This is a genomic window from Klebsiella sp. JN_Kp122, assembly GCF_040062085.1.
Classification (GTDB): domain Bacteria; phylum Pseudomonadota; class Gammaproteobacteria; order Enterobacterales; family Enterobacteriaceae; genus Klebsiella; species Klebsiella aerogenes.
The window spans coordinates 1-12,862 of sequence record NZ_JBEAHW010000001.1; the positions used below are offsets into that span (position 1 = coordinate 1).

General features: G+C 53.0%; 13 protein-coding genes and 1 tRNA gene. 7 read left to right on the forward strand and 7 right to left on the reverse strand.

The features are described from left to right. Positions 1–64: 64 nt before the first annotated feature. Positions 65–141 (reverse strand) — tRNA-Val (locus tag ABLU78_RS00005). Positions 142–390: 249 nt separating this feature from the next. Between ABLU78_RS00005 and ABLU78_RS00010 the strand changes: the two genes are divergently transcribed. Next, positions 391–960 (forward strand): TIGR00730 family Rossman fold protein, encoded by a 570-nt coding sequence (locus tag ABLU78_RS00010; protein ID WP_015366891.1) that lies wholly within the window; start codon positions 391–393, stop codon positions 958–960. A 55-nt stretch (positions 961–1,015) separates the two neighbouring features. Here the strand turns inward: ABLU78_RS00010 and mdtK are convergent, their stop codons facing one another. Next, entirely contained in the window at positions 1,016–2,389 is a 1,374-nt protein-coding gene (gene mdtK / locus ABLU78_RS00015) for an MdtK family multidrug efflux MATE transporter (protein ID WP_015366890.1), read from the reverse strand. 230 nt (positions 2,390–2,619) lie between these two features. On the opposite strand from mdtK, the gene ABLU78_RS00020 reads away from it, so the two are divergent. Continuing rightward, positions 2,620–3,255 carry a riboflavin synthase gene (locus tag ABLU78_RS00020; protein ID WP_015366888.1) on the forward strand — a complete coding sequence of 212 codons (636 nt, stop codon included), beginning with the start codon at positions 2,620–2,622 and terminating at the stop codon, positions 3,253–3,255. Between the two features lie 51 nt (positions 3,256–3,306). Here the strand turns inward: ABLU78_RS00020 and cfa are convergent, their stop codons facing one another. Both cfa and punC read right to left on the reverse strand, forming a co-directional pair. Next, positions 3,307–4,455 (reverse strand): cyclopropane fatty acyl phospholipid synthase, encoded by a 1,149-nt coding sequence (gene cfa / locus ABLU78_RS00025; protein ID WP_015705219.1) that lies wholly within the window; start codon positions 4,453–4,455, stop codon positions 3,307–3,309. Positions 4,456–4,753: 298 nt separating this feature from the next. Then, positions 4,754–5,938, reverse strand: a complete 1,185-nt coding sequence (gene punC, locus ABLU78_RS00030; RefSeq protein WP_048228701.1) for a purine nucleoside transporter PunC — start codon at positions 5,936–5,938, stop codon at positions 4,754–4,756. A 112-nt stretch (positions 5,939–6,050) separates the two neighbouring features. On the opposite strand from punC, the gene punR reads away from it, so the two are divergent. Then, positions 6,051–6,962: a DNA-binding transcriptional activator PunR gene (gene punR / locus ABLU78_RS00035; RefSeq protein WP_015366885.1), complete on the forward strand. Its 912-nt coding sequence runs from the start codon at positions 6,051–6,053 to the stop codon at positions 6,960–6,962. Positions 6,963–6,981: 19 nt separating this feature from the next. On the opposite strand, the gene purR is transcribed toward punR, so the two are convergent. After that, the gene (gene purR, locus ABLU78_RS00040; protein ID WP_015366884.1) at positions 6,982–8,007 is read right to left on the reverse strand and encodes an HTH-type transcriptional repressor PurR; all 1,026 of its coding nucleotides are present in this window, start codon (positions 8,005–8,007) and stop codon (positions 6,982–6,984) included. 295 nt (positions 8,008–8,302) lie between these two features. On the opposite strand from purR, the gene ABLU78_RS00045 reads away from it, so the two are divergent. Further along, complete coding sequence (locus ABLU78_RS00045; protein WP_032705726.1) at positions 8,303–8,392, forward strand: YnhF family membrane protein; 90 nt, start codon at positions 8,303–8,305, stop codon at positions 8,390–8,392. Between the two features lie 159 nt (positions 8,393–8,551). After that, a complete protein-coding gene (locus ABLU78_RS00050; RefSeq protein ID WP_020079003.1) occupies positions 8,552–9,718 on the forward strand; it encodes an MFS transporter in 1,167 nt (388 codons plus the stop codon). 49 nt (positions 9,719–9,767) lie between these two features. On the opposite strand, the gene sodB is transcribed toward ABLU78_RS00050, so the two are convergent. Next, positions 9,768–10,349 (reverse strand): superoxide dismutase [Fe], encoded by a 582-nt coding sequence (sodB, locus tag ABLU78_RS00055; protein ID WP_348819897.1) that lies wholly within the window; start codon positions 10,347–10,349, stop codon positions 9,768–9,770. A 478-nt stretch (positions 10,350–10,827) separates the two neighbouring features. Here sodB and ABLU78_RS00060 point away from each other — a divergent pair, with 478 nt between their 5' ends. Further along, positions 10,828–11,283, forward strand: coding sequence for a helix-turn-helix domain-containing protein (locus ABLU78_RS00060; RefSeq protein ID WP_047739827.1), 456 nt, complete (start codon positions 10,828–10,830; stop codon positions 11,281–11,283). Here ABLU78_RS00060 and ABLU78_RS00065 read toward each other — a convergent pair. Further along, positions 11,280–12,155, reverse strand: a complete 876-nt coding sequence (locus ABLU78_RS00065; protein ID WP_015705220.1) for a C40 family peptidase — start codon at positions 12,153–12,155, stop codon at positions 11,280–11,282. The genes ABLU78_RS00060 and ABLU78_RS00065 overlap by 4 nt on opposite strands. Before the next feature lie 339 nt (positions 12,156–12,494). On the opposite strand from ABLU78_RS00065, the gene ABLU78_RS00070 reads away from it, so the two are divergent. Then, the gene (locus ABLU78_RS00070) at positions 12,495–12,842 is read left to right on the forward strand and encodes a Grx4 family monothiol glutaredoxin (RefSeq protein ID WP_015366878.1); all 348 of its coding nucleotides are present in this window, start codon (positions 12,495–12,497) and stop codon (positions 12,840–12,842) included. Positions 12,843–12,862: the final 20 nt, after the last annotated feature.

Sequence of the window (12,862 nt, forward strand, 5' to 3'; positions counted from 1 at the left end):
ACTCGAACCAACGACCCCCACCATGTCAAGGTGGTGCTCTAACCAACTGAGCTATAAACGCGAATGGTGCGTTCAATTGGACTCGAACCAACGACCCCCACCATGTCAAGGTGGTGCTCTAACCAACTGAGCTATGAACGCAATGTTGTGGTGACAACGGGGACGCATATTAACGGCAGGGAGGCCGTGTGGCAAGAGGCAAACGTCACTTTTCTTGCAGAATAGACGCGTTTGCAGAACTTTTATCCATATCGCCCATATTTTACTGATGATAAAGGATATTTCTTCAACAATGTCCTGCTCCGTTGCGTTTTTCTGCCCGGATTGGCAGGGGAGACGCTCACCGACTTTATGCTAGAGTGTGCGGCAAATAAACGACGGAGCGCAGTAATGAAAGCAATTGGCATTTTTTGTGGTTCTTCTACCGGGGAAAACCCGATTTATCAGGTTTACGCGCAACAGGTTGGCAAGGCGCTGGCGCAAGCCGGGGTGGAGCTTGTGTATGGCGGCGGTAAAGTAGGACTCATGGGCGCCGTGGCAGATGCTGCATTAGAACACGGCGGGCGGGTCATTGGCGTGATGCCGCGCGGGCTGGTGGAGCGTGAGATTGCGCATAGCGGATTAAGCGAGCTGCATGTCGTTGAGAATATGCATGAGCGCAAAAACAAGATGTCGCTGCTGGCGGACGGCTTCATTGCCATGCCGGGTGGAGCCGGAACGCTGGAAGAGATTTTTGAACAGTGGACCTGGGCGCAGCTCGGTATTCATGAAAAGCCCTGTGCTTTCCTGAACGTGAACGGCTATTACAACCCGCTGCAGGCGATGGCGGAAAAAATGGCCGCCGAAGGGTTTATGCATCGCCGCTATGCTGAGATGCTGACTTTTAGCGATGATGTACAGGAGATTTTAACCGCATTCCATCGCTATACGCCGCCGCAGCGCAAATGGCTTGCGAAGTAGCGCTATTAAAGGGCAAACCGTTTTAACGGCTTGCCCTTTTCTTTAGCGTTTCTGGTTAGCGCGCGGCGCGCTGCAGGATCACGCTTGACGGCTGACGTTGCAGGAAGCGCATGCGCAGCATCATCATGATGGCAGCGGAGGTCAGGCCGATGATAAAGCCGCACCAGAAGCCCGCAGGCCCCATCCGCGGCACCACAATATCCGTCAGCGCCAGCAGATAACCGCTTGGCAGGCCAAGTACCCAGTAAGCGGTGAATGTAATAAAGAAGATCGACCGCGTATCTTTATAACCGCGCAGAATACCGCTGCCGATCACCTGAATGGAGTCGGAAATCTGATAAATCGCCGCCAGCAGCATCAGCTGTGAGGCCAGTAGCACCACCTCAGGGTTATCGTTGTACAGCAGGGCAATCTGCTTACGCATCAGGATCGTGAAAATCGCGGTGATCATTGCCATGCAGACGCCCACGCCGACCCCGGTACGCGCGGAGGTCTGTGCATCCAGCGTCGAGCCCTGGCCGAGACGAAAACCAACGCGTATTGTTACCGCCGCCGCCAGCGAGAGCGGAAGAACGAACATCAGCGAACTGAAGTTAAGGGCGATTTGATGCCCTGCGACATCGATAATCCCCAATGGCGAAACCAGCAGCGCCACAACCGCGAACAGCGTGACTTCAAAAAACAGCGCCAGCGCGATTGGCAACCCCAGCTGTACCAGCCGTTTTAATACCGAAAAATCAGGTTTACTGAAACGCTCAGCGCAGCGGATATCGCGCATTGAGCGCGCGCGGCGCACCCAGGTCAGCATGCTGGCAAACATGACCCAGTAGACCGAGGCGGTCGCGACCCCGCAGCCGATGCCGCCAAGTTCCGGCATACCGAAATGACCATAGATAAAAATGTAGTTCACTGGAATGTTGACCAGCAGGCCGATAAAACCCATCACCATACCGGGCTTAGTTTTTGCCAGCCCTTCGCACTGGTTACGCGCGACCTGGAAGAACAGATAGCCTGGCGCGCCCCATAGCAGCGCACGCAGATACCCCACCGCTTTGTCGGCAAGCTGTGGGTCGATGTTGTGCATCGAGCTGATGATATAGCCTGCGTTCCACAGCACCACCATCACCAGTACGGAGACAAAGCCCGCCAGCCAAAAGCCCTGGCGTACCTGCTGGGCGATACGATCGCGGCGACCGGAGCCATTAAGTTGGGCGATAACCGGCGTTAGCGCCAGCAGCAGACCGTGGCCAAACAGGATGGCAGGTAGCCAGATCGAGGTGCCGATAGCCACGGCGGCCATATCGGTTGCGCTGTAGCCGCCGGCCATCACCGTATCGACAAAGCCCATCGCCGTCTGGGCGACCTGCGCCAGAATGACCGGGATAGCCAATGCTAATAACTGACGCGCTTCTATAAAGTACTTCTGCACGTGAACACCTTTATATTGTTGTTATTTTGAGACTAAAAAAGCCGCCTTAAATGGCAGCAAGAAGAAAAAACAGGAGGAATTTCCAGTCTATTGTAGCGAGGATTAGCCATTAAGCCAGTGAAAAAATGGTGGGGGCACGATGCGCGCTGGCAACCTGTTTGGCCAACTGTTATTGTTCCGCGTATATATAACGGTAATGATACCGTCACGATTCTCAACAGGAGCAAAGTATGTTTACTGGTATTGTACAGGGGACTGCGAAAGTGGTGTCCATCGATGAGAAACCGAATTTCCGCACCCACGTGGTGGAGCTGCCGGCGCATATGCTCGATGGCCTGGAGACCGGTGCTTCGGTGGCGCACAATGGCTGTTGCCTGACCGTTACCGAAATTGACGGCCCGCGAATCAGCTTTGACTTGATGAAAGAGACGCTGCGTATCACTAATCTTGGCGCTATCCATGAAGGCGATATGGTCAACGTCGAGCGAGCAGCGAAATTCAGTGATGAAATCGGCGGCCATTTGATGTCCGGCCATATTATGACCACCGCCGAAGTCGTTAAAATCCTCACCTCGGAAAACAATCGCCAGATTTGGTTTAAGGTACAGGACCCGGCGCTGATGAAATATATCCTGTATAAAGGGTTCATTGGCGTGGACGGTATTAGCCTGACGGTTGGTGAAGTGACCCCGACTCGTTTCTGCGTGCATCTTATTCCGGAAACGCTGCAGCGCACCACGCTTGGGGTGAAAAAACTCGGCGATAAAGTAAATATCGAAATCGATCCGCAAACTCAGGCGGTGGTGGATACCGTGGAACGCGTGCTGGCGGCAAAAGAAGCGGCGCAAAAAAGCGCGGAAGAATAATAAAAAAGCCCCCGCAGAAATACATTTCTACGGGGGCTTTTTTTAGCGAGTCTAGCGGGCTACGCGCAGGCCATGTTCAACACCGCGCGAGAAGACGACTTGCCAGAGCTGAATGTCGCGGGCGCGGAAAGCACCCGCGCAGGCATTCAGGTAATAGGTAAACATGCGTTTGAAACGGTCTGAATAGTTATCGGCAATATCCGGCCAACTGGCAAGAAAACGCTCGTACCAGGCCATCAAGGTGGTGTCATAATCGGCACCAAAGTTATGCCAATCTTCCATCACAAAATGCTTCTCGCTGGCATCGGCGATATGGCGTACCGACGGCAGGCAACCGTTAGGGAATATATATTTATTAATCCACGGGTCGACGTTGTGATCGGTAATCTTTGAACCAATGGTGTGTAGCAGAAAACGACCGTTTGGTTTTAAATTACGATCGACAACTTCAAAATAAGTGGCGTAATTTTTAGGCCCAACGTGCTCGAACATCCCGACGGAGACGATACGGTCAAAACTTTCGTGAAGATCGCGATAGTCCTGCAGCAGAATATTGACATCTAATCCTGCACAGCGCTCCTGTGCCATTTTTTGTTGTTCGGCCGAAATGGTCACGCCCGTCACACTGACGTTATAGTTTTTGGCCATGTAATAGGCCAGTCCGCCCCAACCGCAACCGATATCCAGCACTTTCATTCCTGGCTCAAGCTGCAGTTTGCGACAGATAAGATCTAATTTATCCTGCTGCGCCTGTTCCAGATTTTCGGCCTCTTTCCAGTATCCGCAGGAATATTGCATATAGGGATCGAGCATGCGGTGGAAAAGGTCGTTGCCTAAATCGTAGTGTTCTTTACCAACAATCCAGGCGCGTTTTTTGCTTTGCAGATTAAACAGGCGAGCGCCAGCGATACGTAGCGTATCTTTGAAGTGGTGGGGGAGTTGCTTATCCAGCCCGGCGCGCAATACCTTGTGAAAGAATATATCCAGGCGTTCGCATTCCCACCAGCCGTCCATATAGCTTTCGCCTAATCCGAGAGACCCTTCTTGTAACACGCGTTTAAAAAAGAGCGGGTTTTTTACCCGGATATCGGAGGGTGCGGAACCATTGATCTCAATTCCGGCACGGCCCAATAATTCAGCTGCAATCCGGTACCAATCATCGTTTGGTACACTTACTTCTTCTATACACGATGAACTCATAGCTTCTCCATCACGCCCAAGTGATCAGAACCTTAAAACAGCGTAGACGCTTTTTTGGCTTTGTGAGAAATCTCACGAAAAAATCGTGAGGGTGCTATCCGACGTAGAACAGAGGAAGGGAGATAACCCTTGCCGAAAGGCCTTCCATGGTGAAACGGGCTGCTTCCTGCCCCCGTTAATATCTAAAAAACTTTCTATTTATGTGATGCCGGATTCAGTATAGGCCGCTAAAAACCGCCTTTCAATAAAAATATATTAGCAGGCTAATTACTGGTCCGGGAGATGCTTTAAAAAATCATCAAGCGTGAGACGATTCGTTCACTAACTGCACGCGTCGTTGCTGCATCCAGAAACCGATGCCTGCCAGAACGATGGAAATCAGCATCACGCTGGTGGTGGTCAGAAGCGGAGTGGCGATAAGGCTTGAGACCAGCAGGCTTGCCAGGAAACAGAGGCCAAGCTGCAGCGTATTCTGCAGGGCGGCGGCGCGCCCGGTTGCCTGTGGAAAAGGTTTCAGCGCCTGGGCGACGACGATAGGGTAAATCCCGCCATTCACAATCGCCATGATGCAAAACGGAACCATTAGCGCAACCAGTGACGGATGATTCTGTATCCCGGCAAGCCAGGTCGCCGCCACGCTCAGCGCAAAAACAACCAGCAGCCAGGGCAGCATCTGATGACCCTGCCATTTTTGCAGCGCCGCGCGGCAGCCGTAACCGCCGATCAGGAAGGCGATAGTTTGCGGCACGTAGCTAAGACCAATCACCGTTGGGCCATAGCCCATTTCATGGAGGATAAACGGCGAACCGGTGAGCCAGGCGAAGAAGCTGGCGGAACACGCCGCATAAATGAGCACGTTACCGCTATATTCACGTGAACGCAGCAGGGACATAAAGGTAAGTTTCTGCTGGGTTTCGCCAGCAGGTTTGACGACCGCCTTCAGACGAAAAGCCGGCAGCATCAACAGTAAGGTGATAGCGAACAGGGTGGCGAAGATAGCCTGCCATTCCAGATGAACTAACAGCCAGCTGCCGAGTAACGGCGCCAGCGCCGGAGAGAGCCCGACCAGCGGCATGATCGTTGCGAAAATGCGGTTGGTGCGCTGGGCCGGATAGTAGTCGGTCACCATCGCCTGCCAGGTCACCGCGGCGGCGCATACGCCGATCGCCTGGACAAAACGCAGTACCAGCATCAGCGTCGCGTCGCGTACCCACAGCATCCCAAGGCAGCCAAGAGCGAAGATAGCCAGCCCGGCGAGCAGAATCGGTTTCCGGCCATAGCGGTCCGACAGTGGCCCCCAGAACAACTGGCCGAGCGCGAAGCCAGCGAGGAATAAGCTCAGGCTGGCGCTAACCGATGCGGCAGAAGTGTTGAGGTCTTGCTGAATGGCGGCAAAGGCCGGTAGATACATGTCGGTGGCCAGAAAGCCAAGCACGCTCAGGCCGCCCAGCCACACTAAAAATCCTTTCCCAGGTTGTTGCATAACGTTCTCTTTCTACTGATGCAGGTACGATGCCGCAGAGTGTAGGGAGTGTAATCCGCCTTGTGAAACGCTATTATTTGTCACATGCATTCAAAAATTTTGCAGGCAGAATATGTGGTCTGAATATTCCTTAGAAGTGGTTGATGCTGTAGCGCGTAACGGGAGTTTCAGCGCCGCGGCGCAGGAGCTACACCGCGTACCTTCGGCGGTGAGCTATACGGTGCGACAGCTGGAGGAGTGGCTGGCGGTTCCGCTTTTTGAACGTCGCCATCGTGATGTTGAATTGACCCCCGCCGGGCACTGGTTTTTGCAGGAAGGGCGTTCTGTTATCAAAAAAATGCAGATCACCCGCCAGCAGTGCCAGCAAATTGCTAACGGCTGGCGCGGCCAGCTGTCCATTGCGGTGGACGATATCGTTAAACCGGCGCGGATGCGCCAGATGATCGTTGATTTTTATCGCCATTTTAGCGATGTCGAACTGATCGTTTTTCAGGAAGTTTTCAACGGCGTCTGGGATGCGTTAGCCGATGGGCGGGTAGAACTCGCTATCGGCGCGACGCGTTCGATACCGGTGGGAGGGCGTTACGCTTTTCGCGATATGGGGATGCTGAACTGGCACTGTGTCGTCGCCAGCAGTCATCCGCTGGCACAGATGGAAGGGCCGCTCAGTGATGACGTGTTGCGCAACTGGCCGTCCCTGGTGCGCGAAGATACCTCACGCTCGCTGCCGAAGCGCACAACCTGGCTGCTGGATAACCAGAAGCGGGTGGTGGTGCCGGATTGGGAATCTTCAGCCACCTGTCTTTCGGCAGGATTGTGCGTCGGGATGGTGCCAGGCCATTTCGCCCGCCCGCATATCGATAGCGGGGAGTGGACGGCCTTGACGCTGGAAAACCCATTCCCGGATGCCGCCTGCTGCTTGACCTGGCAACAAAGCGATGCTTCACCCGCTTTAAGTTGGCTGCTTGACTATCTTGGCGACAGCGAAACGTTGAATCGGGAGTGGTTGCGGGCGCCGGAATAACCGGCGCCGGAGGAAGGTGTTAGCGGCGATAATCGACGAACGGGCCGTCGGCTACCGAGCGGCGCTCGATAAGACGTGGATGCACCTCGATGGACTGCGACTCTTCACGTTTATTAACGATACGATCGAGCAGCATATTGAATGCCGCTTCCCCGAGCGAGTCTTTCGGCTGGTGAATGGTGGTCAGCGCCGGGCTGAAGTAGCGGGCGTTGCGCACATTATCATATCCGATCAGCGAAATGTCCTGCGGCACGCGCAGGCCCATTTCGTCGGCGGCGCAGATAGCGCCCATCGCCATGATGTCGCCGCCGCAGAACACGGCGGTTGGGCGATGCTGCTGATTAAGGATCTGCTGCATGGCGCGGTAGCCGGATTCCGGTTCAAAGTCGCCCTGAACAATCCAGTTTTCCGGCACATTGATATGCGCTTCTTTCATCGCCTGCATGAAGCCGGCAAGGCGCCCGGCGCCAGTGTTGCGCTCAAGCGGGCCCGGAATAACGCCAATTTCACGATGGCCGCGTTCAATCAGGTAACGGCCGGCAATGTAGCCGCCTTCAAAGGCATTATCAATAACCGAGTCGGTAAAGTCCGCTTTGGCTTCGCCCCAGTCCATCACCACCATCGGAATATGACGATACTCTTCAAGCATACTGAGTACGGACTCCGGGTACTCGGAACACATCACCAGCAGGCCGTCAACGCGCTTTTGCGCCATCATCGACAAGTAGGCGCGCTGTTTTTCCGGATCGTTCCAGGCGTTGCCCAGAATCAGGGTATAGCCTTTCTGGAAGCAGCTCTTTTCTACGGATTCGATAATTTCAGCGAAATAGGCCGCTTCGCTGCTGGTGGCCAGCAGACCGATCGATTTAGTGTGATTGACTTTCAGGCTGCGAGCCACGGCGCTTGGCGAATAGTGGAGTTCTTTAATTGCCGCCCACACCGCATTGCGCGTCTCTTCCGCCACGAAACGGGTTTTGTTAATCACATGTGATACAGTTGTAGTGGAAACGTTTGCGCGTTTCGCTACATCTTTAATAGTTGCCATTACTTCTCACTCCAGACCTTGACCTGATCGTCTGATTATCGATACGTAAACGTTTGCCTATACACACCCTGTATACAATGCTCAACATTGCAACACCTGGGAAAACGACACAGAACGACAGGAAGGGGTCAATGGCCGATACGCTTTCAAATTAGCGTGGGATTTTGTCCTATCTCGCGGCAAAGGGGAAGAGCAAAAATGTGCATCACTCTAAATCCGGGAAGATTTTTGCATATTTTTGTGCAAAAATGAGCAAGCTCACTTTCTATGTGGGGATAATCAGGGGAGAAAATTGATGGACACAAATTTAAAGTTTTCGCTGACAACGACGGTTATTGTTTTGGGTCTGATCGTCGCCGCCGCGTTGACCGCGGTACTGCACTGATTCCAGCAGGGAGGGGGCTTCCCCTCCCATCCCGCCATTATTAGCAAATCTGCAAAAATCTTTTGTCATTTCGTTTACTTCTGTTTTTCTGTGATTGATGTCATGCTTTTGGCTTCTGATGTAATGCCGTGTCCTGAATCGGCCTGATGGAGTCTCTGAATGAAAATCAACTTTCCCTTACTCGCGTTGGCGATCGGTGCCTTTGGTATCGGTACCACCGAGTTTTCCCCGATGGGATTACTGCCGGTTATCGCCAAAGGCGTCGATGTTTCTATTCCGGCCGCGGGGATGCTGATTAGCGCCTATGCCATTGGCGTGATGGTCGGCGCGCCGTTAATGACGTTGCTGCTATCGCATCGCGCTCGCCGCAATGCATTGATCTTCCTGATGGGGATCTTCACCCTCGGCAACGTGCTCTCTTCTATTGCGCCAGATTACACGACGCTACTGCTGTCGCGTATTATCACCAGCCTCAATCATGGCGCGTTCTTCGGCCTTGGCTCAGTCGTTGCCGCAAGCGTGGTGCCAAAACACAAACAGGCCAGCGCGGTCGCGACCATGTTTATGGGGCTGACCATTGCCAATATCGGCGGCGTACCGGCTGCCACCTGGCTTGGCGAAACCATCGGTTGGCGAATGTCTTTCCTCGCCACGGCGGGTCTGGGGTTAATTGCGATGGTCAGTCTGTGGTTCTCCCTGCCGAAGGGTAGCGCCGGCGAGCGTCCGAACGTGAAGCGCGAGCTGTCGGTGTTGATGCGTCCTCAGGTACTCTCTGCGCTGTTGACTACCGTGCTGGGCGCCGGGGCGATGTTCACGCTGTATACCTATATTTCTCCGGTACTGCATACCATCACCCACGCTTCACCGCTGTTTGTTACCGCCATGCTGGTGTTGATCGGCGTCGGTTTCTCGCTTGGCAACTATCTGGGTGGTAAATTTGCCGACCGTTCAGTCTCCGGAACGCTGAAAGGGTTCCTGTTGTTACTGATTGCCATCATGTTGGCCATTCCGTTGCTGGCGCAATCGCAACTGGGTGCTGCCGTCAGCATGGTCGTTTGGGGCGCGGCAACCTTCGCGGTGGTTCCACCGCTGCAGATGCGGGTAATGCGCGTGGCGCACGAAGCGCCGGGCCTGTCATCGTCGGTTAACATTGGCGCTTTCAATCTCGGTAATGCGTTGGGTGCGGCGGCGGGCGGCGCGGTGATATCCGGCGGTCTCGGTTATGCTTTTGTGCCGGTGATGGGGGCGATTATTGCCGGGCTGGCATTAGCGGTGGTGCTGTTTGGCGGGCGTTCACAACCAGAAGAAGCATTAGCGAATAACTAAGTCGCACTAAGAAAAAACCGCAGCGGGGTAACCCCGCTGCGGTTTTATTTTATGCTGCCAGGTTGGCGGCAACAAATTTCCAGTTTACCAGCGCCCAGAAGTGTTCCAGATAATTTGGACGGGCATTGCGGTAGTCGATGTAGTAGGCGTGTTCCCAGACATCAACGGTCAACAGCGGCGTCGCATCGGTAGTCAGCGGAGTGCCGGCGTTGCTGGTGGAGACGATAGCCAGGCTGCCGTCAGCGTTTTTAACAAGCCAGGTCCAGCCTGCGCCGAAGTTTTTCGCCGCGGCATCGGTGAATTTCGCTTTAAAATCAGCGAAGCTACCGAAAGATTTGTTAATCGCTGCGGCCAGTTCGCCTTCCGGCTCACCGCCGGCGTTCGGCGCCAGGCAGTTCCAGTAGAAAGTGTGGTTCCAGACCTGCGCTGCGTTGTTGAAGACGCCGCCTTCAGAAGAGCGAACGATCTCTTCCAGAGATTTGCCTTCAAAAGCAGTGCCTTTGATCAGGTTGTTGAGGTTGGTCACGTAGGCCTGGTGATGTTTACCGTAATGGTATTCCAGGGTTTCTGCGGAAATGTGCGGCGCCAGGGCGTCTATTGCATATGGTAATGCAGGTAATTCGAACGACATTGCTACTCTCCTTATAACTTTTTGTTTTTTCTCACATTAATTAGGTGAATGTTCACCTGAATATCGTATTTACTGTGTAACGCTGTCGCGAGTGTTACATGTTATTGTGTTGAGAATGTTAACATTTGCTGAAGTCAGTTAAAAGACTTACAACAACAAAGGTTATTCATTGCTAACGCGACTGATTAAGCCTTCGCCAGTCTGGCGCATGGCGAGCGATATGATTCGCAAATTCCCCATCGACGCTCCTGCCTACGACTAAAACGCTGCGTATTTTCATCGCCTGTTATCTTTTTAGAACGATATAAAACATTAGCTTGCGGGCATTATGCGTAATGGGAATGACTTTCATGCCCAATAATCATTGGGATTAATTTTAATTGTATGACAAATATAATTATCTCTGCAGGCAACGAACCTCGGAGCAAAAAATCGTTATTGAACAAGCATAAAGCTCATAATTGATGGATGAGAAGAGATGGCGCATAAACATGAAATGGTCAGCGGACATATTATTCCGATCGTCATAGATATCATCGAGTGGATCGAAGACAACATTTTTACCGCGCTACCCGTCACCGCAATCTCAAGGAAATCGGGTTATTCGCACTGGTACTTTCAGCGCCAGTTCGCGCTGATTACCGGTTATACGCTGGGAACATATGTTAGCCGACGCAAAATGACCATTGCCGCCGGTATTCTCAAACAGACGCAGGATTCGGCGTTGAGTATCTCATTGCTGCTCGGGTTTGAAGGCCAGGCGACATTTTGCCGTACTTTCCGTCGTCATTTTGGTATGTCGCCGACCAGCTACCGCCGTCACCCCGCGCAACTGGAGGAACGAATGCAGTATCCGCTGAATCTGGAAGAGGTGGGGAATGTACAGAAGAGCGGTTTGCCGGCGCAGCGGCAAACCGGGGTCTGCGCCTCTTAACGAATGGTTTTTGGCGTCATTACGCGGCGCGCGCCGACGTAGTGGCGAACCCAATAATCTTCGCTCAGGGAGGTTATCTGAATATCACGGCCGGTACGCGGCGACTGGATAAACTTACCGTTTCCAACGTAAACGCCTACGTGGTCGGCGGTGCCGCGTCCGCGGGTGCGGAAGAAGACCAGATCGCCGCTTTGCAGTTCATCGCGGTCAACCGGGCGGGCATCGCGCAGGTGGTACATTTCGTTAGCGGTGCGCGGAATATGAATTTTTACCAGATCTTTATAGGCGTAATAAACCAGCCCGCTGCAGTCGAAACCGGTACGCGGTGAGGAGCCTCCCCAGCGATAAGGTTTGCCTAGCTGATCCATGAGTTTATTCATGGCAGTGCTTTGCGCTTTTTGCACTCGGGCTTTGTGCGCATCGGCAATCGTCAGATTCGGTTCATCAGCGACAGGTTTACAACGTTTTTTGTAGCCTTTACGCACCACGCATTTGCTTTTCACGCTGTTCAACGCCAGCGTCGATGCTTCGCTGGATTTTACCGTTTTCGCACACTGCTTTTTATAGCCTTTACGCAACACGCATTTTTTAGTGGCGCCGGCGACTTGACGATTAAGCGCGGTTTGGCTTGCTGCGGTAGTACGAGTAGGGGACTTCGCGCTTGAGGTTTTTTTACGGGTAGTTTTAGCGGTGGATTTGGATTTATTTTGCGTTGCTTTCTTCTTACGCTCGGCGGTGGAGCCTTTCGCCGGGTGCGCCTTCGGCGTAGCCGAAGCGTGCGTATGCCCTGAAGCATGCGCCAATGGCGTAAGCGAGATAGATGTAAACAGTAATGCACAGAGCGATATCGCGATTTTATTGAGCCGCGCCACTGAGCAATCCCCTGATTAAATTACAGACATATACTAATGCCTGACGGTGAATGACAAACCGGAATGATTCTAAAGCATAAAAAGCCAGAAAGTTAATACTCTTTTGTATCTAAAATGTCGTTTGGTTAACGATTGCAAAAAAATGAGTCAGACAATCACCGCCTCGTACAGAAAGTGCGCAACTCGCCCCGCGGTGACGTTACAAAGTGATATTTTTAAGGCAACTTCAGACGACAGAAGATAAAATGTGGCGAGTGAAAAAAATGTTATTATCGGTCCTGCGTCCAGGACGCTACAATGACAAATTACTGCCGTAAAGATGTTTAAGGAAGCACGACAATGAGCACCACTCTAGAAACGATCCAACGTCAAATCGCTGAAAACCCGATCCTGCTGTACATGAAAGGCTCTCCGAAGCTGCCGAGCTGCGGTTTCTCCGCTCAGGCAGTGCAGGCGCTTTCCGCTTGCGGCGAACGTTTTGCCTACGTAGATATCCTGCAGAACCCGGATATTCGCGCTGAACTGCCGAAATACGCTAACTGGCCGACCTTCCCGCAGCTGTGGGTTGACGGTGAACTGGTTGGCGGTTGCGACATCATCATCGAAATGTATCAGCGCGGCGAACTGCAGCAGCTGATCAAAGAAACGGCTGCAAAGCACAACGCTGACGAGCCGAAAGCAGAGTAATTCTTTGCTGCAAAAGAAAA

Bases quoted from the DNA above. Each gene is read 5' to 3' on its own strand.
- purR (WP_015366884.1), bottom strand. From the start codon at position 8,007: ATGGCAACTATTAAAGATGTAGCGAAACGCGCAAACGTTTCCACTACA.
- punC (WP_048228701.1), bottom strand. From the start codon at position 5,938: ATGCAACAACCTGGGAAAGGATTTTTAGTGTGGCTGGGCGGCCTGAGC.
- sodB (WP_348819897.1), bottom strand. From the start codon at position 10,349: ATGTCGTTCGAATTACCTGCATTACCATATGCAATAGACGCCCTGGCG.
- ABLU78_RS00070 (WP_015366878.1), top strand. From the start codon at position 12,495: ATGAGCACCACTCTAGAAACGATCCAACGTCAAATCGCTGAAAACCCG.
- ABLU78_RS00045 (WP_032705726.1), top strand. From the start codon at position 8,303: ATGGACACAAATTTAAAGTTTTCGCTGACAACGACGGTTATTGTTTTG.
- ABLU78_RS00050 (WP_020079003.1), top strand. From the start codon at position 8,552: ATGAAAATCAACTTTCCCTTACTCGCGTTGGCGATCGGTGCCTTTGGT.
- punR (WP_015366885.1), top strand. From the start codon at position 6,051: ATGTGGTCTGAATATTCCTTAGAAGTGGTTGATGCTGTAGCGCGTAAC.
- cfa (WP_015705219.1), bottom strand. From the start codon at position 4,455: ATGAGTTCATCGTGTATAGAAGAAGTAAGTGTACCAAACGATGATTGG.
- ABLU78_RS00020 (WP_015366888.1), top strand. From the start codon at position 2,620: ATGTTTACTGGTATTGTACAGGGGACTGCGAAAGTGGTGTCCATCGAT.
- ABLU78_RS00010 (WP_015366891.1), top strand. From the start codon at position 391: ATGAAAGCAATTGGCATTTTTTGTGGTTCTTCTACCGGGGAAAACCCG.
- ABLU78_RS00060 (WP_047739827.1), top strand. From the start codon at position 10,828: ATGGCGCATAAACATGAAATGGTCAGCGGACATATTATTCCGATCGTC.